The organism is Nocardia sp. JW2, from assembly GCF_051843015.1.
Taxonomy (GTDB): Bacteria; Actinomycetota; Actinomycetes; order Mycobacteriales; family Mycobacteriaceae; genus Nocardia; species Nocardia coubleae.
This window is the reverse complement of sequence record NZ_JBPXLK010000028.1, coordinates 22,104-44,015: the sequence shown is the minus strand read 5'-3', so window position 1 is coordinate 44,015 and position 21,912 is coordinate 22,104. Positions and strand designations below refer to the sequence as shown.

Sequence of the window (21,912 nt, the reverse complement as noted above, 5' to 3'; positions counted from 1 at the left end):
TGTGGGACGCTAACGAGCCGATGTGAACAAACAGTTACCGCATCGTGACCAGGTCTGGGCCACCCCGCACCGGGCCGTCGCCGACTATCCACTTTCCGGAGAAAACACCCAAAAGCCGCGTTAGAGTGGGCGACGGGAAAGCGGAGCGAGGAGCTGGTCGGTGTCTGTCGGGAAATTGGTGTCTTTCGATGGTTCGCGGGGTTTCGGGTTCATCCGCCCCGAAGACGGTGGCCCCGATGTGTTCGTCCACGTCAACGACATCGGTCTCGACGAGGACGAACTGCGCCAGGGCAGGCTTTTCGAATTCGAGGTCACCGAGGGCGATCGCGGCCCCAAAGCCGTCAACCTGACCGCCGCCGGGCACAGTGCCCCGAGCGGCCGCAGCCGCAAGGGCGGCGGCGAACGACTCGGTTCCGAGGAAATGCGCAGGCAGATCACCGAACTCCTGCTCGAGGCGTCGCCCGCCCTCACCGCCGCCGAGATCATCACCATTCGCGACCGGTTCACCACCTTCGCCGACGAACACGGCTGGCTCGACAGCTGATCCGAACGCGCTGATCACGGTCCGCGTGTGTGTCGGTCCCCCGGCCTACGATCGCAAGGCAGCGATTAATCGCGTGCGCTCGCGACGTCGATACGGGTGACAGGAACCCGCGAGGAGGATCGGATGGATCTACCGGTGATGCCGCCAGTGCGCCCGATGCTGGCCAAGTCCACACCGTCGCTGCCCCGCGAACCCGGGCTGAGCTACGAACCCAAATGGGACGGCTTCCGCTGCATCGTCTTCCGCGACGGCGACCAACTCGAACTGGGTTCGCGCAATGATCGTCCGCTCACCCGGTATTTCCCCGAATTGGTCGACCTGCTCAAAGCGGCACTGCCACAACGGTGTGTGATCGACGGCGAGATCGTGGTCGTCACCGAGAACGGGTTGGATTTCGACACACTGCAGCAGCGCCTGCATCCGGCAGCATCCCGGGTGAACAAGCTCGCCGTCGAGACCCCGGCCAGTTTCGTCGCCTTCGACCTGCTCGCCAACGGCGATCGCGATCTCACCTGTGAACCGTTCTCCGAACGCCGCCGGGAACTGGAGACGCTGCTGCAAGCCGCCCCCGGCCGCATTCATCTCACCCCCATCACCCAGGACCCGGACACGGCTCAGGACTGGTTCACCCGGTTCGAGGGCGCGGGTTTCGACGGAGTGATGGCCAAGGCCGACGACCTGGCGTACATGCAGGACAAACGGGTGATGCTCAAGATCAAACACGAACGCACCGCCGATTGCGTGGTCGCCGGATACCGGATGCACAAGGACGGCGAAGGGGTCGGCTCGCTGCTGCTCGGACTCTTCGACGACAAGGGCAACCTGCACCACGTGGGCGTCGCGTCGAGTTTCACCGCCGCCCGGCGCCGCGAATTGCTCGGTGAGCTGGCACCGTTACGCGAGAACGCGCTGGTGGACCATCCGTGGCGCGACTGGGCCGACGCGGTGGCCCAGGCCAATGCCGACGGCAAGATGCCCGGCGGGGTCAGCCGGTGGACCGGCGGCAAGGACCTGTCCTGGGAACCGTTGCGGCCCGAACTGGTCGCCGAGGTGCGCTACGAACACGTGCAGTCGGGCCGGTTCCGGCACGGCGGGCGGCTGGTCCGGTTCCGGCCCGACCGCACGCCCGAATCGTGCACATACGCCCAGCTCGACGAGGTGGCCCCGGCCGAACTGGACGCGATCTTCGGGGTACGGTCATGAGCGCGGGGGTCGAGATCGAGGTCGACGGGCGCACGCTGACCATCAGTCATCCCGACAAGGTGTACTTCAGCAAACGCGGTGAGACGAAGCTCGACCTGGTGCGCTACTACCAGGCCGTGGCCGAACCCCTGCTCGGCGTCATCGGTGACCGGCCGCTGCTGCTCGAACGCTATCCCGACGGTGCCTCCGGCAAATCCTGGTTCCAGAAGCGGGTCCCCAAGACCGCGCCGGACTGGTTGCAGACCGTCGAGGTCACCACACCGAACGGCACGACGAGCGACGCGCTGGTCGCCCACGATCTGGCACACGTGCTGTGGGCGGTGAACCAGGGCTGTCTCGGGTTCCACGTCTGGCCCAACCACGTTCCCGACCTGCGGATCGCCGACGAACTCCGCATCGACCTCGACCCCTCGCCCGGCATCACGTTCGACGATCTGCGCGGCGCCGCCGTGCGCACCCGTGAACTGCTCGCCGAACTCGGCATCGACGCCCTCGTCAAGACGTCCGGCTCACGCGGCCTGCACATCTACGCGATGCTCGAACCCCGCTGGGACGGTTACCAGGTGCGGGCCGCGGCCGTGGCCCTGGCCCGCGAACTCGAGCGCCGCTTCCCCGAGGAGATCACGGCCCAGTGGTGGAAGGAGGAACGCGGCAGCCGGGTCTTCGTCGACTACAACCAGAACGCCCCACACAAAACCGTGTTCGGCGCCTGGTCTGTACGCCCCAAGGTGGGCGGCCAGGTGTCCACCCCGATCGCCTGGGACGAACTCGACACCATCGTCCCCGACGAACTCACTCTCGCCACCGTCCCCACCCGACTGGCCGAACGCGGCGATCCCTGGGCCGACCGCACCCCACAGTCGATCGAACCGCTGCTCACCATGTCGGAAAAGGACATGGCCGCAGGCCTGATGGACGCCCCCTGGCCACCCCAATACCCGAAAATGCCCAACGAACCACCCCGCGTCCAGCCGAGCCGAGCAAAGAAGGACTGACCTACTCGGTCCAGGGGACCCAGCTGCCGGTGCCCGCTTTGCCTTCGCAGACCAGGGCGTGGTTGTCGGTGGTGCGGCCGGTTTTGTCGACCGACGGGTCGCAGGGCTCGCCCTCGGTGTAGTAGGAGCCTGCTACGCGGTGCGGGCCCGACCAGGTGTGGCCCTTGTCGGAGCGCAGGCACAGCAGGGTGGCGCCGTCGGCGGCGACGCCGAGCAGGCCGACTTGTTCGGCCTGGCAGGGTGTGCCTTTCTGCACCACACTCGCGGCGGGCTGACTCAGGACGGGGGTGGATCCGACCGATGTCGGGGCACCGACCGACGGCACCGCCTCGGTGGTGGTCACCGCGACCGGTGTCGTGGCCGCCTTGCTCGCCAACGCGGGCATCTCGAGTTCCAGTCCACCGAAGAGCACCATTCCGGCCACCGCCACCGCGGCGACCTCGGCGATGCCGAGCAGCAGCGCGAGCATCGCGATCCCCCGCCCACGCGGATGCCCGTACGACAGCAGGGCGAAGACGATGGCGATCGGGAACAGCAGGACGAGGGCCGCGGCCAGTGCCACCATCGCGTAGGGATTCACCCGTGGTTGGTCGTCGCGTGCGGAGTCCTCCGCGGTGGCGTGCGGCCAGCGCTGACCGTTCCAGCGCCGGTCCTCGAACTCCTCATCGGGGTCGTCGTTCCACTGCTCGTATCGTGCCATCAACCCCGGGTCCCTCTCGATCTCCCCGGCCGCGGAAACGAAACAGCGTACGGCGCGGGGTTACGCGAAGAGGATAGGGACTCGCGGCCCGCCGGGCAGCGCAACCGGGAAAGAGTGGGCTAACTCCTAATCGGCCGGGGAGGACTTCACATGGGGGATCGTGCGATCGATGAGGGTGAGCAGGGTGTCGGTGAGCAGTCGGTGCACCTGCGGGCGGGTGAGTGTGCCACGGGTGAGCCATTCTCGCCCGGCCACTTTCACCATGCCCGCGTAGGAAACGACCAGTGCGCGCAATTGTGCATCGTCTGCCATATCGGAGCGGCCGATCATCAGCAGCATGCGTTCGGCGGCGGCGTCGTCGGCCTGGTCGAGGATCTGCTGCACCTCCGGGTCGTCGCCCACGCCTTCGTGGCTGGTCACCTTCACCCAGGTGCTGCCGTGTTCGGCGATGGTGTCGAGTAACCACGACACAATGGCATCGACCCGTTCGACCGGGCTGCCCTGCGGGATGGACACCTTCTCGAGGCGGGGCAGCGTCACCATCCGGCGGACAACGGCCAGGTAGAGGTCGCGCTTATTGCCGAAGTAGTGGTTGATGAGCCCACGCGCGACCCCGGCACGCTGGGCGAGTTCCGCGGTCGACACCGCCGCGTACGGGCGTTCACCGAACATCTCGATGGCACATGCCAAAATCTGCGCCCGACGCTCGTCGGGTTCGAGCCGGCGCCTGCGCGGCGGGTCTGCTGTGTCGGTGTCGAACGGGGAAATCGGGGCGCTCCGTCGGGTTCTGCGGCCGCCGCAGGGTTGCGGAGGCGGTGCACAACGATACCCAGCGGGTCCGTCGCACGGCTAATGAGACAATATTTCCGACCACCGCTCCCGCACGAAGGAATGCCGCACTCCCCGATGACCGAGAAGACGATCGATCCGGACGAGTTGGCAACCTGCCTGCGGGTGCTCGAACAGGCCGGGCAACTGGAAAAGGAACATCCCGATTCGATCGCGGTGCAGCGCGCGGTGGGCCACATGTTCAAAAAGCTCAAGCAACGCCGCCGGATCGAGGCACGACAGCAGGTCGCCGAAGCAGACCGAGCCGTGATCGCCGCGACCGCGACCGGTTCGCCACAGCGCATCGACGACGAGACCGCTGGCATCCCCATCAAGTCCGCCGCCGACGGTGAAACCGCGGGAACGCTGGTGCGGGCACGTCCCTGCTACATCTGCAAGCAGCGCTACACCCAGGTCGACGCCTTCTATCACCAGCTGTGCCCCGAGTGCGCGGCGTCGAGCCACGCCAAGCGCGATGCCCGCACCGACCTGTCCGGCAAGCGGGCGCTGCTCACCGGCGGGCGCGCCAAGATCGGCATGTACATCGCGCTGCGGCTGCTGCGCGACGGCGCCCACACCACCATCACCACCCGCTTCCCCAACGACGCCATCCGCCGCTTCGCCGCGATGGAGGACAGCGGCGACTGGCTGCACCGGCTGCGCGTCGTCGGGATCGACCTGCGTGACCCGGCCCAGGTGGTCGCCCTCGCCGACGATGTCGCGGCGCAGGGCCCGCTCGACATCCTGATCAACAACGCCGCCCAGACCGTTCGCCGTTCGGCCGGTGCCTACAGCGCGCTCGTCGAGGCCGAGTCCGCGCCGCTGCCCGTCGGCATGCTGCCGGAGATGGTCACCTTCGGCAAGACGATGCAGGCGCATCCGACCGCGCTCACCGCCTCGCTCACGCCGTCGCTGTCGGCTGTCGACGTGGCCGAATTGGCCCTGGTCGCGGGCTCGGCGACGCCGGAGCGGATCGCGGCGGGTGTGGCCATCGACGCCGGTGGGCTCGTGCCGGATCTGGCGCACACCAACAGCTGGGTGCAGACCGTCGGCGAGGTGGACGCCACCGAGCTGCTCGAGGTGCAGCTGTGCAATTCGGTGGCGCCGTTCATCCTGGTGTCGCGGCTGCGTCCGGCGATGGCGGCGGCGCCGGGCAGGCGTAAGTACGTGGTGAACGTGTCGGCGATGGAAGGCCAGTTCAGTCGCGGCTACAAGGGCCCCGGTCACCCGCACACGAATATGGCCAAGGCCGCGTTGAACATGCTCACCCGCACCAGTGCGCTCGAGATGTTCGAGTCCGACTCGATCCTCATGACCGCGGTCGACACCGGGTGGATCACCGACGAGCGCCCGCACTACACCAAGGTCCGCCTGGCCGAGGAGGGCTTCCACGCTCCCCTCGATCTGGTCGACGGCGCCGCCCGCGTCTACGACCCGATCGTGCAGGGCGAGAACGGCGTCGACCTCTACGGGTGCTTCTTGAAGGACTACCGGCCGTCACCCTGGTGATCACCTGGTCGATGCCGAACCGGAATGTTGATCATGATTCCGATCGGCGGGCGGCCGCTTAATCTGGATATGTGCCGTTCCGGGTGTTGGCCGATCTGATCGCCGTCACCCACGTCGCGTTCATCGCGTACGTGGTCGCCGGCGGTTTCGTGGCGTGGCGGTGGCCGCGCACCATCGGGGCTCACCTGCTCGCCGCGTCCTGGGGTTTCGGCACCATCCTCATCGGTTTCGACTGTCCCCTGACCTACGCCGAGAACTGGGCCCGCGCTCGTGCGGGCGTTGCCGGCCTCCCCGAAGCCGGTTTCATCGACCATTACCTCACCGGCGTGATCTATCCCGACAGCGCCCTCGGGCTGGTCCGTGCGGTGGCCGCGACCGCCGTCCTGGTCTCCTGGCTGGGCTACCTGCGCCTGCACCACCGCTCGGTCACGTCAGACACCGCGTGATTTCCTCGGCGACCACACCGGGCTCGTCGTCGAAGTAGAAGTGCCCACCGGGGAAGGTGTGCAGGCTGAACGGTCCATCGGTGATCGTCTGCCACTGCGCGGCCTGAGCTCGGCTCGTGGTGGGATCCTCGGTGCTGACGAACGCAACCACCGGGCAATCGAGCACCGGGCCCGGCCGGTGGCGATAGGTCTCGACCGCCTGGTAGTCGGCGCGGACACCGGGCAGAACCAGGTCGGCCAGGCTCGGCTCGGTGCGCAGCAGCCGCACCGGCGCCGGATCGGCGGCCAGGCGCTCCAGGTTGTCGATGAGGTCGGCGTCGGAGGCCTTGTGCAGGAGTCCCGTCTCGACGAAATCCGGTGCGGGACGGCCGGAGACGATCAGTTCCCGCACCGGCTGCCCGCCTGCCGCGAGCCGCCGCGCCACCTCGTAGGCGACAGTGGCGCCCATGCTGTGACCGAACAGGGCGCGCGGAGCGGGTGGCTGCCGCAGCAGATCGGCGGCGATGCGGTCGGCCAGCTCGTGCAGGTCGGTGATGAGCGGGTCGCCGAGGCGGTCTTGGCGCCCCGGGTACTGCGCGGCGAGGACCTCGATGCCGGGACCGAGGTGGCGGGCGAGGTCGCGGTAGAACGCGGCGGACGCACCACCGGGCGGGAGGCAGACCAATTGCCTGCGCCGGGCCACATCGAGGCGTAGAGCCCGAATCCATTGCGTTGCAGCAGTGTTCACTCGCACTGTTCCCTTTTCCGGTCAGCTGCCCGCGAGGGCGCGCACGGCGGTCGACAGCTGGTCGCCGTCGAGAAGAGTTTCGCCGGGCTTCAACAGCCACAGCACACCGAGGCCCTGGGCGAGGACGAAATACAGGCGGCCGATGGCTTCGGCCTGCGCTTCGTCCAGGCCGGGATGGGCCGCCCGGAGATCGGCCGCGAGATCACGGTAGGCCTCGTCGAGCTGGTCGCCGAGCTGGGAGCGCGCTTCTTCGGAGCGCACGATGCGGACGATGTTCTCGAGACTGGCCAGCATCGCCTCGTGGTTGTCGGCGAAGACCGCGGGCATGCCGTTCCACAGGCGGGCGAGACCGGACAGCGGTGAGCCGCCCGCACCTTCCTCGATGAGTCCGCGCATTCCCTCCCCCAGCGCGTCGCCGAGCGCCTCACTGAGCGCCTCGGTGACCAGGCGATCCTTGGAGCCGAAGTGGTAGCCGATGGCGGCCAGGCTCACCCCGGCGGCGGCGGCGATATCGCGTGCGGTCGTCTTGGCCACCCCGCGCTCCATGATCACTTTGCGCGCCCCGGCCAGCAAATCTTCTCGGTTGCCCATGACGGCGAGACTACCCGACCGTCTTAGACATTTGTACTAGACATCCGTGCAAACCTCTGTTAGACATTGGTCTAAGACATTCGTTCAAGTTTTCGAGGCGGGACACACTATGACCTCCACTGCACTGCACGTTCTGGTCGCCGGCGGCGGCATCGCGGGCAATACGGTCGCACTCCAGTTGCTGCGCGAGGGCATTCGCACCACAGTCGTGGAGCGAGCGGCTGTCCCCCGGCCCGGCGGTCAGGCGGTGGATCTGCGCGGACCGAGCAAGGAAGCCGTCGAACGCATGGGGCTGATGGAGGGCATCCGCAAGTACCAGCTCGACGAACGCGGGATGGCCTATGTCGACGGCGACGGTCGCGTCTATGCCCGCATGGCGATGGAGGACTTCGACGGTAAGGGCGCCGTCGCCGACATCGAGATCACCCGTGGCGATCTCAACCAGGTGTTGCTCGACGCGGTCACCGCAGCCGACAACGGTCACCTCGACTACCGCTACGGCGACTGGATCGAGCGCGTCGAGCAGGACGACACCGGCGTGGACGTCACTTTCGCCTCGGGCGAGACCGGGCGCTTCGATCTGGTGATCGGCGCCGACGGCGTGCATTCGGCGACCCGCCGCCTGGTGTTCGGCCCGGAAGACCGGTTCGTCACCAACCTCGGCGCCTACGGCGCGTTCTTCACGATGCCGACACCCGCCGACGCCGAACCGGGCTGGTTCGCCATGCGCCTGCTGCCCGGCGCGATGCTCGGCATCCGGCCCGACGCCGACCCGGCCACCGCGAAGGCCATCATCATGGTGCGCACCGGCATCGATCCCGCCCTGCGCCGCGACCCCGAAGCCCAGCGTTCACTGCTCCGAGACGCTCTCCGTGACACGGGCTGGCGGGCCCCCGAGATCCTGGCCGCGATGGAGACCACGCCGGACTTCTACTTCGACGACCTCGCCCGCGTCGACGTGCCCGAACTGGCGGTCGGCCGGGTCACACTGGTCGGCGACGCCGGGTATTGCGGTTCTCCGCTGACGGGCATGGGCACCGCGATGGCGATCGTCGGCGGGTACGTGCTGGCCGCGGAGATCGCCGCCACTCCGCACGATCTCCCCGCCGCACTGCGCCGCTACCAGGACACGATCACCCCGTTCCTCGCCAAGGCCAAGGAGATTCCCGGTGGCGGCATCGACATGATGGTGCCGCGCAGTGCCCTGATGACCCGGATGATGCGCGTCAGTGTGCGGCTGCTGACGTCGCGGCCGATGCGCCCCGTCACCGCGAAACTGTTCTTCGCCGACAACGAGGACTTCGCCCTGCCGCGCTACTGAGTGCGGGCGCCTGGTTACTCTCGGAGCGTGGCGCAGCAGATCATCCTCGACGTCGATACCGGAATCGACGACTCCCTGGCCATGCTCTATCTGCTCGCCTCGCCGGAGGCCGAGATCCTCGGGATCGCGGCCACGGCGGGCAATGTGCCTGCCGCGCAGGTGGCGGCCAATACGCTCGCCGTGCTGGATCTCGGCCGGGCACCCGAGATCGAGGTGGCGCTGGGGGCGGCCGACCCGCTGGCGATACCGCTGCGCACCACCGAGGACACGCACGGTCCGCAAGGGCTCGGGTACGCGGTCCTGCCGCTGTCGCCACGCGAGGTTTCGGAGCGGTCGGCGGCGCGGATGTGGGTGGAGCTGGCGCGCGCGAATCCGGGTGCGGCGATCGGGTTGTGCACCGGCCCGCTCACCAATCTGGCGCTGGCCTTGCGGATGGAACCCGAGCTTCCGCGGCTGTTACGCAGACTGGTCGTGATGGGTGGGGCGTTCAATCACCCCGGCAATACGACGCCGACCAACGAGTGGAACATCCACGTCGATCCGGAAGCCGCCAAGGAGGTGTTCGACGCCTTCTCCGCCGCACCGCCGGATCGTCGCCCGCTGGTGTGCGCGCTCGACATCACCGAGAGAATCGAGATGCGGCCCGAGCATCTCGTCCTGCTGGCCGAGGCGGCGGGCAGTACCTCGCCGGATCTGGTCGCGGCGGGCCATCCGGTCGAATGGCGTTCGGCCGCGACCAATCCGATCGTGCGGTATCTCACCGACGCGGTGCGCTTCTATTTCGACTTCCACCACCAGTACGACCTGGGGTACCTCGCGCACATGCACGACCCGTTCGCCGCCGCCGTCGCCCTCGATCACACGCTGGCGACCACCCGGCCGGCGACCGTCGACGTGGAGCTGGCGGGCACCATCACCCGGGCCACGACCGTGGCCGACTGGGCGGGCATGTGGGGCCGGGAACCCAACGCCGACATCGTGATCGACACCGACCCGGCCGTGTTCTTCGACCGTCTCGTCACCCGCGTCGGAGCGTTCGCGCGACGCCTGTACCCGGAGCACTCATGACCATCGATACCGTCACCTATCTCGCCGACTTCCGCCGCAGGCTGGAGCTGCCAGCGATCGTCGACGTGCACACCCATTTCATGCCCGATCAGGTGATGCGCAAGGTGTGGGCCTACTTCGACACGGCGGGCCCCCTCACCGGCCGCCCCTGGCCGATCACCTATCGCGACGACGAACAGGTGCGCCTGAAAACGTTGCGCGACTTCGGTGTTCGGGCCTTCACCTCCTTGGTGTACCCGCACAAACCGAACATGGGTGAGTGGCTCAACGAGTGGACCGCCGAGTTCGCCGCCCGCACCCCCGACTGCCTGCACACCGCAACCTTCTACCCCGAACCCGACGCGCCACGGTATGTGGCCGACGCGATCGAGCGCGGTGCGCGAATCTTCAAGGTGCACATCCAGGTCGGCGCGTTCTCCCCGCTCGACCCACTGCTCGACCCGGTGTGGGCGATCCTCGCCGACACCGGCGTCCCCGTCCTCATCCACTGTGGTTCGGGCCCCGCCCCCGGCGAATTCACCGGCCCCGCCCCCATCGCCGAACTCCTGCGCCGCTTCCCCACCCTGCGCCTGATCATCGCCCACATGGGCACCCCCGAATACCGCGAATTCCTCGACCTGGCCGAGCGATACCCCCAACTCTACCTCGACACCACCATGGTCTGGACCGACTTCAGCGAGGCAGGCGCCCCCTTCCCCACCGACCAACGAAACCGCCTACCCGCCTTCGGCCACCGCATCCTCTTCGGCAGCGACTTCCCCAACATCCCCTACCCCTACGCCGAGGCCGTCGCCGCTCTCGAACGCCTCGACCTCGGCCCCGACTGGCTCCGAAAGGTATGCCACGACAACGCCGTCCACCTGTTCGACCTCGACGCGTCCTAGCCCTTCCGCGTCGAGCACTCGTCCAGGCGATCGCTGCTATCCACCCGCGGCGACTGTGAACCGAGTGCGACGGTGGGCGGGACGCTCGGCTTCGTCGAGCAGTGCCACCGCGAAGTCCTCCATCGAAATCCAGGATCGGCCGTCGGCGTCGACCAGAAGATCGTCGGCGCCGACCCGGTAGTTGCCCGTGCGCACACCCGGATTCAGTTCGGCCGGTGGGCTCAGATAGGTCCAGTCGGCGGTCGTGTGCGCGCGGCAAGCCGCCAGTTGCTCCGCGCACGCCTGCGCGATGGCTGCCAATTCCGTGGGGAATCCCGGTGTTTCGTACAACGTGGCGCCCAAGCCTGGCACCAGCAGCGTTGCCGCGCCGCCGACGACAAGCAGCCGGACACCACTGCGCGCGACGCCGTCGAGCATGGCCGCGGCGACGACCGGCAGTTCCGGTTCACGCCCCGGAGCGGGACGAGTGGCGGCGACCACGACGTCTTGTCCGGCGCTGAGCGCTTCGACCTCGTCCGCGTTCGCGGCATCGCCGATACGCACCCGCACACCGTCGGGCAGATCCACGGCCCGGCGCACGACCGCGGTGACGTCGTGTCCGCGCGCGATCGCCTCTGACACCACCCGGCCACCGACCGCTCCGCCCGCCCCGAACACCGTGATACGCATGATCAAACCTCCTGTGTGACAGCCCATCTGCCTCACACAGGAATATATTTCAATGTTGATCTAATTAATGATACGGTATCTCACCATTGAGATATCAGGGCAACTTGGAGGCGTAGACCGCGAGGCGGACGCGGTTGTCGGTGCCGGTTTTGTCGAGCAGGTTGGTGATGTGGGTTTTGACGGTGCTCACGCCGAGGTGGAGGCGGTCGGCGATCTCCTGGTTGCCGTGGCCTTCGGCTACCAGGCGCAGGACGTCACGTTCGCGAGGAGTGAGATCGGCTGGGGGCGCCGGTATTTCGGGCGGGGTGGTCAGTGCTCGGGTGACGAGTCTGCGGAGCAGGGTGGGCGAGAAGAGGAGGTCGCCTTCGACAGTGCGGCGGATGGCGTCGAGGAGGACAGTGGGGTCGGTATCTTTCACGAAATAGCCTGTGGCGCCCGCGGACAGGGCGGGGAACAGGTGTTCGTCATCGTCGAAGGTGGTCAGCACCAGGACCTTCGCCCGGGGGTCGGTGGCGAGAATCTGCCGCGTGGCACCGATGCCGTCGAGGCCTGGCATGCGCAGGTCCATGATCACCAGGTCGGGACGTAGTTCGGTGTGCAGGCGGACCGCTTCGACGCCGTCGGCGGCCTCACCGGCGACGGTGATGTCGTCGGTATCCTCGATGAGCATCCGCAGCCCGGCCCGGATCAGGCGTTGGTCGTCGGCGAGTAGTACGCGGATCACTCTTGTCCTCCTCGAGGCCGGTCCGGAAGGTGAGCACGCACGACCCAGCGCTGGTCCTCGGCGGTGGCGGTCAGTGTGCCGCCGGCGAGTTCGGTGCGCTCACGCATGCCGACGATGCCGTGGCCGGGCGTTGTCGCGGCATTGTCGGCGCCGCTGACGACGGTGAGGGTGATGCCGTTGTCGTCCCGGTCGATCGTGAATCGCACCGGTACAGCGTGATTCGCGTGCTTCATCACATTGGTGAGCGATTCCTGCACCAGGCGGAGCAGGGTGAGCCTGCGGATGGCGTCGAGCCCATCCAGTTCACCGACGGTCGACTCGACAGTGAATCCGGCGGCTCGTACGCGTGCGACGGCGGCGTCGATCTCCGCACCGACGGCGTCGGGCTCGACCAGCGCCACCTCCCCCAGCGCGGGATCACGGAGGACCGCGAGCAACCTGCGAATATCGCCCAGCGCGTCGGTCGCGGTGGCCCGGACGTCGTCGAGGACCACCGTGATCCGCGGATCCGCTTGCCGGACAACGTGACCGGCCACCGAGATCCGCAGGATGATCGACGCCATGTGGTGGGCCACGACGTCGTGTAGTTCCCTGGCCATCGCCGCTCGCTCGTCGAGGCGGGTGCGTGCTTCGGCGTCGGCGGCGCGCAGGCGCAGATTGTCGGCCAGCTCGCGTTGCCCGCGCAGGTACAACCCCAGCAGCAGCGGCAACCCCACGTAGGCGACGCCCTCGACGAGGGTGGAAGCGCGACCGATGGATGTGTCGTGCAGCCCGATCCACCCGAGGACAACCGCTGCCGCCCACCCGCCGGTCGCGAGGACAACGGTAGAGCGCCGGTCGGTCCGGGCGACGACATCGACCAGCGCCACGGCCCCGAGATACGGCACCAGACCGGCAACACCCCACGCCTCGGTACGAAACATGGGGACCGCCAGCGCTGACAGTACGAGCGACACCGCCAACGGCCACCGCCGCCCCACAGCGAAGACCACCGCGGCGCTCATCGCGAGCACCCAATAGTGCACGGGCACCCGGAACTGACCCGGGTACGTGCTGGCCGCCAGCAGCACCGGGACCACAGCCACTGGCAGCCACCGCAGCAGGCGACGCAGGTCGGGGCGAGCACGCACATCGATCACGCTCCCACCGTATGCGTCGACCGCGGAAGGCCCGACCGCCCGCAACCACGACACACCGGGCCGCCCGCCGCCACACGTGTCCCTCGAGCCCGGCGGCATCGCCCTACAGGTGGCGAGGGTCTTCGGAGACCCGACTAGCAGACCACAGGAAGGTGCGCAAGGGTCGGGCGGGCGGAATTTCCGGGCGGTAGTCGGGCCGGTGGGCTGAGCCGGGCGCGGAGGAACCCGGCGAAGCTGAGGTTCCCCCTCAGAGATGGAGTTACCTGTGGTTTCGCGACGAGGATTCCTCACCGGCTTGGCTCTTGCCCCGGTCGTGTATGCGGCCGGGTGTTCGGTTCGGCCGTCCGTTTCGGCCGCGAACGGCACTCGTCCGCTGCCGATCCCGCCGCTCGCGCCGTCGTCCGTCGGTGCCGACGGTGTCCGGCGGTTCACCCTGCGCGCCCAGGTGGGCTCGACCGAGATGTTGCGCGGGGTCTCGACCCCTACCTGGGGTTACAGCGGGTCGGTGCTCGGCCCGACGGTGCGGGCGCGGCGGGGTGAGCGGGTCGAGTTCGCGATCAGCAATGCCCTGCCCGAGGCGACGTCGGTGCATTGGCACGGCATGCACCTGCCCGCGAAGTTCGACGGTGGACCGCATCAGATGATCGCGCCGGGCGCGGTGTGGACGCCGAGCTGGACGGTGCAGCAGCAGGCCGCGACCCTCTGGTATCACCCGCACCCGCACGGTGTGACGGAAAAGCATGTGCACCGTGGTCTGTCCGGCTTGTTCCTCATCGATGACGATGCCGCCGATGCCCTGCCCCTACCGAAAGAGTATGGGGTGGACGATATTCCGCTGGTGATCCAGGACCGCCGGTTCACCGCCGGCGGCGCGGTGGACGAGTCCGATCCCACCGATGTGGGCCTGCTGGGCGACACCATCGTCACCAACGGCATCGCGGGCGCGCACCTGCGGGTCACCACCGAACGGGTGCGTTTGCGCGTCCTCAACGGCTCCTCGGGCCGGCTCTACAACCTCGCCCTCGCCGACGGCCGGGCTTTCCACCTGATCGGCACGGACGGCGGCCTGCTACCGAAAGCTGTTGCGCTGGAACAGCTCCAGCTCAGCCCCGGCGAGCGCGCCGAGATCGTGATCGCGCTGCGACCCGGCGAGAACACCACGCTGCGGTCGCTGCCGATCACCGACCGCGCGGGCATCGACCGTGCCGCCGAGTTCGGCTTCGACGACACTTTCGACTTCCTCGCCCTCCAGGCCGCCGAAACCCTGCGCCCCAGCGCGCCACTACCCGCGTCCTTGATCCCGATGACCGCACTCGCCGCCGCGACGACCCCGGCGACACGGTCCTTCGACCTGCAGTGGTTCATGATCAACAACCGGCGCATGGACATGAACCGCATCGACATGACCATCCCCGTGGACACCACCGAGGTCTGGTCGGTGCGCAACAAGGACAACTGGCCGCACAACTTCCACGTCCACGATGTGCAGTTCCAGATCCTCACCGTCGACGGAAAGGCCCCTCCCCCAGCGCTATCCGGCTGGAAGGACACCGTCTACACCAGCTCCGGCTCGACCTACACCCTGGCCATGCGCTTCGCCGACCACACCGACCCCACCTACCCGTACATGTTCCACTGCCACCTGCTCCACCACGAGGATCAGGGGATGATGGGCCAGTTCCTGGTCCTCGCCCCGGGACAGCGGCCCGCGCCGATGGCCATGGACATGGGCGCGAAGGGGCATCACTGAACCTGGGCCGCAGTGGCGAGGTAGCGGGCGAGGTTCTCGACCAGTTCGCGGGTGCCCTCTTCACGCTGGGCGCCGGTGTCGAATCCGTCCAGGTGGGCGCCGAATTCGACGAGGGTCAGCTTGGTGCCGGTGCTGGTCGGTTCGAATTCCCAGGTGGCGACCGAGGTGGAGATGTGGTCGCCGTTGATCCACATGTCGTAGGTGTAGACGAGGCGTTCGTCGTCGACGATGTCGGTGTAGGTGGCGACGAAGCGGGAGGTCATCTTCCCTTCGAAGGTGCCCTCGTTGACCTCCTGGCCGCCCACACGGAAGTCCATGGAGACCTCACCCTGCTCCCAGCCTTCCTCGCCACCGAACCAGCGGCTCTTGATCGCGGGGTCGGCGAAGGCCTGGAAGGCGACGGACGGCGCGACGGGCACCTCCCGCTCGATGGTGAACTGGGCGTGCTTGACGGAACGGGTCACGGTGTTCATTGTTGTTCTCCTTCTGAGGATTTCGCTGTTTCGGTGAGCAATGCGGTCAGCCGGTCGAGCTGCCGTTCGGCGGGTGGGCGCTGGCGCCCCAGCCAGTCGATCGCGGGCCCGAAGGCGCCGGGAACCAACTGGTAGGTGCGCACGCGCCCGACCTTGGCCGAGGCGACGATCCGCCCCGCTTCCAGGGCTTTGAGGTGCTGCACGATCGTCGGCATCGCGACGTCGAAAGGCGCCGCGAGTTCGGAGACCGACGCGGGTCCCCGCGTCAGCCGTTCGACGATCGCCCGCCGAGTCGGATCCATGAGCGCCCGGAAGACATCGTCGAGTCTCCCGTCCGCTTCACCGCTCGAATACTTAGGCACATACCTAAGTATTCACACCGACGTCCCCTCGCGCAACCCCTGGACAAGAAGAACCCACCGCGGTCCGCGCGGTGGGTTCCGGAAGACCGTTGTCGAGCCAGGTCAGGCGAGTCGGGCCATGAAGAGCCCACAGAGTGCGATCGCGCTGTTCAGTCGCTTCCACAGGCGCACCATCGCGAGCTCGAGGATGATGCCGATGCGATCGGCGCAAGTGGTGGCCTCCGCCAGCGCCATCCGGTCGTAGACCAGGTCCGGGTCGCTGAGAATCTCGTCAAGGCGCAGTCCCGATATCGCCTGATCGGTCGTGAGGCCGAATTCCGGCAACCAGGTGAGCCGCCACCGGCCGTCTCCCCCGAGAACCGCCTGTTCGGGGGTCTTGTCGCTACCCATGATCCGATTCGTGCGGTAGATCGCCATCACTACCTCCTCGGCAGTCGCTTGCGGCGTCTACCTTCCAGCATCCACGGAAATAGTCGCAGACAACAGCTGGCGAATGGAGTGGCAACGGAATATCATCCGCGAACTTCGAGGTGAAAGACCATGAACCCCAGCGGACACCGCCCCGATAGGCAAGCCTTACCATTGCCAGCTATCGCGGGGCGATCGTCAACTCCGGTCGAATGCCGCGAGAATCTCCTCGGCGGCGAGAGCGGGGGTGAGCTCCCCGGCGCGAACAGCCGACTCCACCTGCGCGCGAACCTCTTTCACGCGCGGATTCTCGGTCAGTCGGCGCAGGATCTGGTCGTGCACCATGGTCCAGGTCCAGTCGACCTGCTGGCGACGGCGCTTCTCGGCGAACTCCCCCGCCTCGGTGAGCACCCGCCGATGTTCGAGCACGGTGTCCCAGAACTTGTCCAGGCCGAGACCTTCCAGCCCACTCATGGTGAGCACCGGCGGTTTCCACAGGGCGTCGTGCGGGTGGATCAGCCGCAGTGCACCGGCCAGCTCACGCGCCGCACCCTTGGCCTCGACCTCGTGCTTGCCGTCGGCCTTGTTGACCGCGACCACCTCGGCCAGCTCGAGCACACCCTTCTTGATGCCCTGCAACTGATCTCCGGTGCGGGCCAGGGTGAGGAAGCAGAACACGTCGACCATATTGGCGACGGTCACCTCGGACTGCCCGACGCCGACGGTTTCCACCAGGATCACGTCGTATCCGGCCGCCTCGAGCAGCACGATGGTCTCGCGGGTGGCCTTGGCCACGCCGCCGAGCGTGCCCGCCGTGGGCGAGGGCCGGATGAACGCGTCGGCTTCCAGGGACAGCCGCGCCATCCGGGTCTTGTCGCCGAGGATCGACCCACCGGTGCGGGTCGAAGACGGGTCGACGGCCAGCACCGCGACCCTATGCCCCTTGCCGAGCAGATACATGCCGAGCGCATCGATGAACGTCGACTTGCCGACGCCCGGAACGCCGGTGATCCCGACCCGGTTCGACACCACCGCACCGGGCTCCCCGCTCACCCGCAGCAGCAGCTGCTGGGCGAGTTCGCGGTGATCGGACCTGGTCGACTCGACCAGCGTGATCGCCCGGGCCAGCGCGGCCCGCTGACCGGCGCGGATACCGTCGGCGAGCGCGTCGACATCGATGGTGCGCGGTGTCCGCGCCACGGCTCGTCCGCCGTTGCGGGGCGCCCCGACACCCGCCGTGGTGCCCAGGCGGGGATGCCCGCCCTGTGCGGCCTCGTTCATGTCCGTGTCCCTCCGACCGGCACCGGTCCGCGCTGCCGCCGACCCGGTGCCTCCACCGTGTGCCCGTCACCCGCCCACACAGGCAGGCCCGAACCCGCTGCGCCGCAGGCACATTCGTCCGTGGCGCAGCGGGCCGGCCACGTCATACCGGGGTGTCGCCCCCGAGCTCGTGCCCGAGCGAGGCACCGAGCTTGCGCAGCAGATCGATCGCCGCGTCGGCGATGACGGTGCCGGGCGGGAAGATCGCCGCCGCGCCCGCTTCGTAGAGCTCGTCGAAGTCACCGGGCGGGATGACGCCGCCGACGATGACCATGATGTCGGGGCGCCCGACCGAGGCCAGTGCCTGCCGCAGGGCGGGCACCAGCGTGAGGTGACCCGCGGCCAGCGAGGAGACACCGACGATGTGCACGTCGTTGTCGGCCGCCTGGCGCGCCACCTCTTCGGGGGTCTGGAACAGCGGGCCCACGTCGACGTCCATGCCGAGGTCGGCGAAGGCGGTCGCGATCACCTTCTGGCCGCGGTCGTGCCCGTCCTGGCCCATCTTGGCGACCAGGATGCGGGGGCGGCGGCCCTCGGCCTCGGCGAACTCCTCGACCAGCGCGATGGCGGCACCGATGTTGGATGCCTTGCCTGCTTCGTCACGGTACACACCGGACAGGGTACGGATTTCGGCCTGATGGCGGCCGTACACCTTCTCCAGCGCGTCGGAGATCTCACCGACGGTGGCCTTGGCGCGGGCCGCGTCGATGGCCAGCGCGAGGAGGTTGTTCTCCATGCCGCCCTCGGAAGAGGCTGCCGCCCGGGTCAATTCGGCCAGCGCCTGCTCGACCGCCACCGAATCGCGCTCGGCGCGAAGACGTTCCAGCTTCTCGATCTGCTCGGCACGCACCCGCGAGTTCTCGACCTTGAGGACCTCGACCTCGTGGTCCTCTTCGACCTGGTACTTGTTGACGCCGATCACCGGCTGCTGCCCGGTGTCGATGCGCGCCTGGGTGCGGGCGGCGGCCTCCTCGATGCGCAGCTTCGGAATGCCTTCCGAAATCGCCTGCGCCATGCCGCCGTGGGCCTCCACCTCGGCGATGTGGGCGCGGGCCCGCTCGGCGAGCTGGTGGGTGAGCCACTCGACGTAGTACGAGCCGCCCCAGGGGTCGATCGGGCGGGTGGTGTTGGACTCCTGCTGGATCAGCAGCTGGGTGTTGCGGGCGATGCGGGCGGAGAAGTCCGTCGGCAGCGCGAGGGCTTCGTCGAGGGCGTTGGTGTGCAGCGACTGGGTGTGGCCCTGGGTCGCGGCCATCGCCTCGATGCAGGTGCGCGCCACGTTGTTGTAGGCGTCCTGGGCGGTCAGCGACCAACCGGAGGTCTGCGAATGGGTGCGCAACGACAGCGATTTCGCGCTCTTGGGCTCGAACTTCGAGACCAGCTCGCTCCACAGCAGGCGCCCGGCGCGCAGCTTGGCGACCTCCATGAAGAAGTTCATGCCGATGGCCCAGAAGAACGACAGGCGCGGGGCGAACTTGTCGACGTCCATGCCCGCCGCGATGCCCGCCCGAATGTACTCCACGCCGTCGGCCAGGGTGTAGGCCAGCTCCAGATCAGCTGTCGCACCGGCCTCTTGGATGTGGTAACCGGAGATGGAGATCGAGTTGAACTTCGGCATCTTCGCGCTGGTGAAGGCGAAGATGTCGGAGATGATCCGCATCGAGGGCTTGGGCGGGTAGATGTAGGTGTTGCGGACCATGAACTCTTTCAGAATGTCGTTCTGAATGGTTCCGGCCAGCTGCTCGGGCGTGACGCCCTGTTCCTCGGCGGCGACGACGTAGAGCGCCAGGATCGGCAGTACCGCACCGTTCATGGTCATCGACACCGACACTTGGTCGAGGGGGATCTGGTCGAAGAGCTGGCGCATATCCAGGATCGAGTCGATCGCCACACCGGCCATGCCGACGTCACCTTGGACGCGCGGGTGGTCGGAGTCGTACCCACGGTGGGTGGCCAGGTCGAAGGCCACCGACAGGCCCTTCTGGCCTGCCTGCAGGTTGCGACGGTAGAAGGCGTTGGAATCCGCGGCCGTGGAGAAGCCCGCGTACTGGCGGATCGTCCACGGCTGGTTCACGTACATCGTCGGGTAGGGACCACGCAGGAACGGTGCGACACCGGGCACCGTGTCGAGCGGATAGCCCTCTGCGACAACGGCATCGCGGTCGGCCTTGGTGAACACCGGCGGCACGTCGATGCCCTCCGGGGTGGCCCAGGTGAGCTGGTCGGCGGTGGTGTGGTTGGCCGCGGCCGCCTCGGCCACGAACTCCCGCACCTGATCCGCGTCCACGGCGGCGGGCTCGGGCGCCCGCTCGGTGAGCGGCACCTCGGCGAAACTGCCGATGCGGTGCTCGATATCGGATGTGGTCATCAGGCTCCCACCTTCTCCAGCAGCTGCGACAGGACCGCGACCGCGTCGATGCGCAGACTCAGGAATCCGTCGGGACGCTGCGTTCCGCTGAAATGCTCGACGGCCTTCTCCGGCCCGGCCAGCAGCACCGTCTCGATCCCGGCGCCGCGCAGCGCCTCGACCGCCGCGCCCGCCTCCTCGCCGTAGCGCTTGTCCGCACCGCACAGCACCGCGATGCGCGCACCGGATCCGGTCGCGGCGGCGGCGATTCCGTCGACTGCGAGCGGTCCGGGGTTCACCGACTCGATGCCGCCCGAGGCAAGCACGTTCGCGGTGAAGATGGTGCGCGCGTTGTGTTCGGCCACCGGGCCCAACGCCACGATCAGCGCCTTGGGCCGCTCTCCGTTCACCGCGAGGTAGGCGTCCGAGCGGTTGCGCAGGGCCTCGAACGCGGCACCGTAGCGCACCAGCGACGCCTGTTCGCGCGCCTGCTCCGACAGCGGCGCCTCGGCGAGGTTCGGGAACTCGTTGACACCGGTGACGGCGGTCTTGCGATGCGCGATGTCGGCGGCGCGCGCGGCGGCGGTCTCGGCGACGCGCGCGGCGATCAGGCCGGTGTCGAGCGCGGCCGGGTAACCACCGGCGGACTCGATCTCCTGCATGAATTCCCAGGCCTTGGCGGCGAGGTCGTCGGTGAGAGACTCGACGTACCACGAACCGGCACCGGGATCCTGCACGTGACCCAGGTGGGATTCCTCCAGCAGCAGCAGCTGGATATTGCGGGCCATGCGCTCCGAGAACGACTGTGACACACCGAGTTCGCCCGCGGGCAGGGCGGAGTCGAACGGCTGCACGGTGACCGAATCGGCCCCGCCGACACCGGCACCGAACGCGGCGAGGGTGGTGCGGAGCAGGTTCACCCACGGATCGCGCTGGGTCATCATGGCCGAGGAGGTGACCGCGTGCTGCGGGGCGGCGCCGAAAGCGGGCGCACCACACACCTGGGCCACGCGCGCCCAGAGACGGCGGGCGGCGCGGAACTTCACGATGGTGGCGAACTGGTCGTCGGTGGCCGCGTAGCGGAACTCGAGCTGACCGAACGCGTCGGCGATGTCGACGCCCGCACCGGTCAGTGCGCGCAAGTAGGCCAGACCGGCGGCGATCGAGGCACCGAGCTCCTGCGCGTCGGCGGCACCGGCGTTGTGGAAGGCGGTGCCGTCGACGGTGATCGCGCGCACCGCTTCGGGACGGGCGATCGCGCGGCGAGCCAGCGCGACGGCCTGCTCGACATCGAGGTCGGCGTGACCGGCGAAGGCGTCGGTGAGCGGCGCGGCGCCCAGGCCGACCCGGATCTGGGTGCGGTCCTCGAGCTGGTAGCCGTCGAGCACCTCGAACACCTGCTCGGCGGCCGCGCTCACCTCGGCACCCGCGACCAGCGACAGCGGCGCGAGTTCGAACAGCACCCCGGACAGGGCGGTCGCGATCTGCGTCACCGGCACGCCGTGGTCGCCGACCCCGAGCGAGATCGCGCTGACGCCGTTCTCGAGCCCGGCGAGGATGGCGCGGTTGGTGCTCGCGGCGTCGGCCGAACCGGCGAAGGCGCCGACGAACCAGCCGCGCTGCGGGTCGCGGGTGGCGTCGCCGCCGCGCACGAACGGGAAGGTGCCGGGCAGCGGCTGCTCGGGCAACTCGTCGCGGCGGGTGTAGAGCGGGGCGATGGTGAGCCCGTCATAGGTGGTCTCGTCGAGCAGATGCTCGGGCTCGGTGGGCAGCTCGACGATATCGACCCGTCGCGCCTTGGCCAGCACGCCTGCCACACCCTTGCGCCAGGCGGCGTACTCGGGCACCGGATCCGGTGCGAGACCTGCCCCTGCCTCTGAACCAATCGGCATAGCTGCTGTTCT

At 68.3% G+C, this 21,912-nt stretch carries 22 protein-coding genes; 9 read left to right on the top strand and 13 right to left on the bottom strand.

Annotated features, from left to right (window positions below; genetic code table 11):
• Window positions 1-178: 178 nt before the first annotated feature.
• The 3 genes from ACSVDM_RS27055 (at window position 179) to ligD (ending at window position 2,742) form a co-directional block, all read left to right on the top strand.
• Window positions 179-544, top strand: a complete 366-nt coding sequence (locus ACSVDM_RS27055) for a cold-shock protein (RefSeq protein ID WP_067638768.1) — start codon at window positions 179-181, stop codon at window positions 542-544.
• A gap of 123 nt (window positions 545-667) precedes the next feature.
• The gene (locus ACSVDM_RS27050; protein WP_439268628.1) at window positions 668-1,747 is read left to right on the top strand and encodes an ATP-dependent DNA ligase; all 1,080 of its coding nucleotides are present in this window, start codon (window positions 668-670) and stop codon (window positions 1,745-1,747) included.
• On the top strand, window positions 1,744-2,742 hold the full coding sequence (ligD, locus tag ACSVDM_RS27045) for a non-homologous end-joining DNA ligase (RefSeq protein ID WP_439268627.1): 999 nt from the start codon (window positions 1,744-1,746) through the stop codon (window positions 2,740-2,742). The genes ACSVDM_RS27050 and ligD overlap by 4 nt, the downstream gene beginning before the upstream one ends.
• A gap of 1 nt (window position 2,743) precedes the next feature.
• Here the strand turns inward: ligD and ACSVDM_RS27040 are convergent, their stop codons facing one another.
• Complete coding sequence (locus tag ACSVDM_RS27040) at window positions 2,744-3,442, bottom strand: hypothetical protein (protein WP_439268626.1); 699 nt, start codon at window positions 3,440-3,442, stop codon at window positions 2,744-2,746.
• Window positions 3,443-3,568: 126 nt separating this feature from the next.
• Complete coding sequence (locus tag ACSVDM_RS27035; protein ID WP_245655316.1) at window positions 3,569-4,114, bottom strand: TetR/AcrR family transcriptional regulator; 546 nt, start codon at window positions 4,112-4,114, stop codon at window positions 3,569-3,571.
• 234 nt (window positions 4,115-4,348) lie between these two features.
• Between ACSVDM_RS27035 and ACSVDM_RS27030 the strand changes: the two genes are divergently transcribed.
• On the top strand, window positions 4,349-5,779 hold the full coding sequence (locus tag ACSVDM_RS27030; RefSeq protein WP_439268625.1) for an SDR family NAD(P)-dependent oxidoreductase: 1,431 nt from the start codon (window positions 4,349-4,351) through the stop codon (window positions 5,777-5,779).
• 71 nt (window positions 5,780-5,850) lie between these two features.
• Window positions 5,851-6,225, top strand: coding sequence for a DUF2784 domain-containing protein (locus tag ACSVDM_RS27025; RefSeq protein ID WP_067638773.1), 375 nt, complete (start codon window positions 5,851-5,853; stop codon window positions 6,223-6,225).
• Here ACSVDM_RS27025 and ACSVDM_RS27020 read toward each other — a convergent pair.
• Both ACSVDM_RS27020 and ACSVDM_RS27015 read right to left on the bottom strand, forming a co-directional pair.
• On the bottom strand, window positions 6,206-6,952 hold the full coding sequence (locus tag ACSVDM_RS27020; protein WP_439268624.1) for a thioesterase II family protein: 747 nt from the start codon (window positions 6,950-6,952) through the stop codon (window positions 6,206-6,208). The genes ACSVDM_RS27025 and ACSVDM_RS27020 overlap by 20 nt on opposite strands.
• A 21-nt stretch (window positions 6,953-6,973) precedes the next feature.
• Window positions 6,974-7,543 carry a TetR/AcrR family transcriptional regulator gene (locus tag ACSVDM_RS27015; RefSeq protein WP_439268623.1) on the bottom strand — a complete coding sequence of 190 codons (570 nt, stop codon included), beginning with the start codon at window positions 7,541-7,543 and terminating at the stop codon, window positions 6,974-6,976.
• A gap of 109 nt (window positions 7,544-7,652) precedes the next feature.
• On the opposite strand from ACSVDM_RS27015, the gene ACSVDM_RS27010 reads away from it, so the two are divergent.
• Genes ACSVDM_RS27010 through ACSVDM_RS27000 form a run of 3 tightly spaced genes read left to right on the top strand, consistent with a single transcriptional unit; the run spans window position 7,653 to window position 10,816 of the window.
• Window positions 7,653-8,864, top strand: coding sequence for an FAD-dependent monooxygenase (locus ACSVDM_RS27010; RefSeq protein ID WP_439268622.1), 1,212 nt, complete (start codon window positions 7,653-7,655; stop codon window positions 8,862-8,864).
• A 27-nt stretch (window positions 8,865-8,891) separates the two neighbouring features.
• A complete protein-coding gene (locus ACSVDM_RS27005) occupies window positions 8,892-9,932 on the top strand; it encodes a nucleoside hydrolase (protein ID WP_439268621.1) in 1,041 nt (346 codons plus the stop codon).
• Window positions 9,929-10,816, top strand: coding sequence for an amidohydrolase family protein (locus ACSVDM_RS27000; RefSeq protein ID WP_439268620.1), 888 nt, complete (start codon window positions 9,929-9,931; stop codon window positions 10,814-10,816). Before ACSVDM_RS27005 ends, ACSVDM_RS27000 begins: the two co-directional genes overlap by 4 nt.
• 36 nt (window positions 10,817-10,852) lie before the next feature.
• Here the strand turns inward: ACSVDM_RS27000 and ACSVDM_RS26995 are convergent, their stop codons facing one another.
• The 3 genes from ACSVDM_RS26995 to ACSVDM_RS26985 all read right to left on the bottom strand — a co-directional run bounded on the left by ACSVDM_RS26995 (window position 10,853) and on the right by ACSVDM_RS26985 (window position 13,345).
• Window positions 10,853-11,485, bottom strand: coding sequence for an NAD(P)-dependent oxidoreductase (locus tag ACSVDM_RS26995; protein ID WP_439268619.1), 633 nt, complete (start codon window positions 11,483-11,485; stop codon window positions 10,853-10,855).
• Between the two features lie 94 nt (window positions 11,486-11,579).
• Entirely contained in the window at window positions 11,580-12,209 is a 630-nt protein-coding gene (locus ACSVDM_RS26990; RefSeq protein ID WP_439268618.1) for a response regulator, read from the bottom strand.
• Window positions 12,206-13,345: a sensor histidine kinase gene (locus ACSVDM_RS26985; protein WP_439268641.1), complete on the bottom strand. Its 1,140-nt coding sequence runs from the start codon at window positions 13,343-13,345 to the stop codon at window positions 12,206-12,208. The genes ACSVDM_RS26990 and ACSVDM_RS26985 overlap by 4 nt, the downstream gene beginning before the upstream one ends.
• A gap of 256 nt (window positions 13,346-13,601) precedes the next feature.
• Between ACSVDM_RS26985 and ACSVDM_RS26980 the strand changes: the two genes are divergently transcribed.
• On the top strand, window positions 13,602-15,098 hold the full coding sequence (locus ACSVDM_RS26980) for a multicopper oxidase family protein (protein ID WP_439268617.1): 1,497 nt from the start codon (window positions 13,602-13,604) through the stop codon (window positions 15,096-15,098).
• Here the strand turns inward: ACSVDM_RS26980 and ACSVDM_RS26975 are convergent.
• From ACSVDM_RS26975 to ACSVDM_RS26950, 6 genes are all read right to left on the bottom strand, one after another.
• On the bottom strand, window positions 15,092-15,571 hold the full coding sequence (locus tag ACSVDM_RS26975) for an SRPBCC family protein (protein WP_439268616.1): 480 nt from the start codon (window positions 15,569-15,571) through the stop codon (window positions 15,092-15,094). The genes ACSVDM_RS26980 and ACSVDM_RS26975 overlap by 7 nt on opposite strands.
• Window positions 15,568-15,933, bottom strand: coding sequence for an ArsR/SmtB family transcription factor (locus ACSVDM_RS26970; RefSeq protein ID WP_067489363.1), 366 nt, complete (start codon window positions 15,931-15,933; stop codon window positions 15,568-15,570). Before ACSVDM_RS26970 ends, ACSVDM_RS26975 begins: the two co-directional genes overlap by 4 nt.
• 102 nt (window positions 15,934-16,035) lie before the next feature.
• A complete protein-coding gene (locus ACSVDM_RS26965) occupies window positions 16,036-16,350 on the bottom strand; it encodes a hypothetical protein (RefSeq protein ID WP_357143724.1) in 315 nt (104 codons plus the stop codon).
• 189 nt (window positions 16,351-16,539) lie between these two features.
• Entirely contained in the window at window positions 16,540-17,589 is a 1,050-nt protein-coding gene (gene meaB / locus ACSVDM_RS26960; RefSeq protein ID WP_439268640.1) for a methylmalonyl Co-A mutase-associated GTPase MeaB, read from the bottom strand.
• 175 nt (window positions 17,590-17,764) lie between these two features.
• Window positions 17,765-20,029, bottom strand: a complete 2,265-nt coding sequence (scpA, locus tag ACSVDM_RS26955) for a methylmalonyl-CoA mutase (RefSeq protein WP_439268615.1) — start codon at window positions 20,027-20,029, stop codon at window positions 17,765-17,767.
• Entirely contained in the window at window positions 20,029-21,900 is a 1,872-nt protein-coding gene (locus ACSVDM_RS26950) for a methylmalonyl-CoA mutase family protein (protein WP_439268614.1), read from the bottom strand. The genes scpA and ACSVDM_RS26950 overlap by 1 nt, the downstream gene beginning before the upstream one ends.
• Window positions 21,901-21,912: the final 12 nt, after the last annotated feature.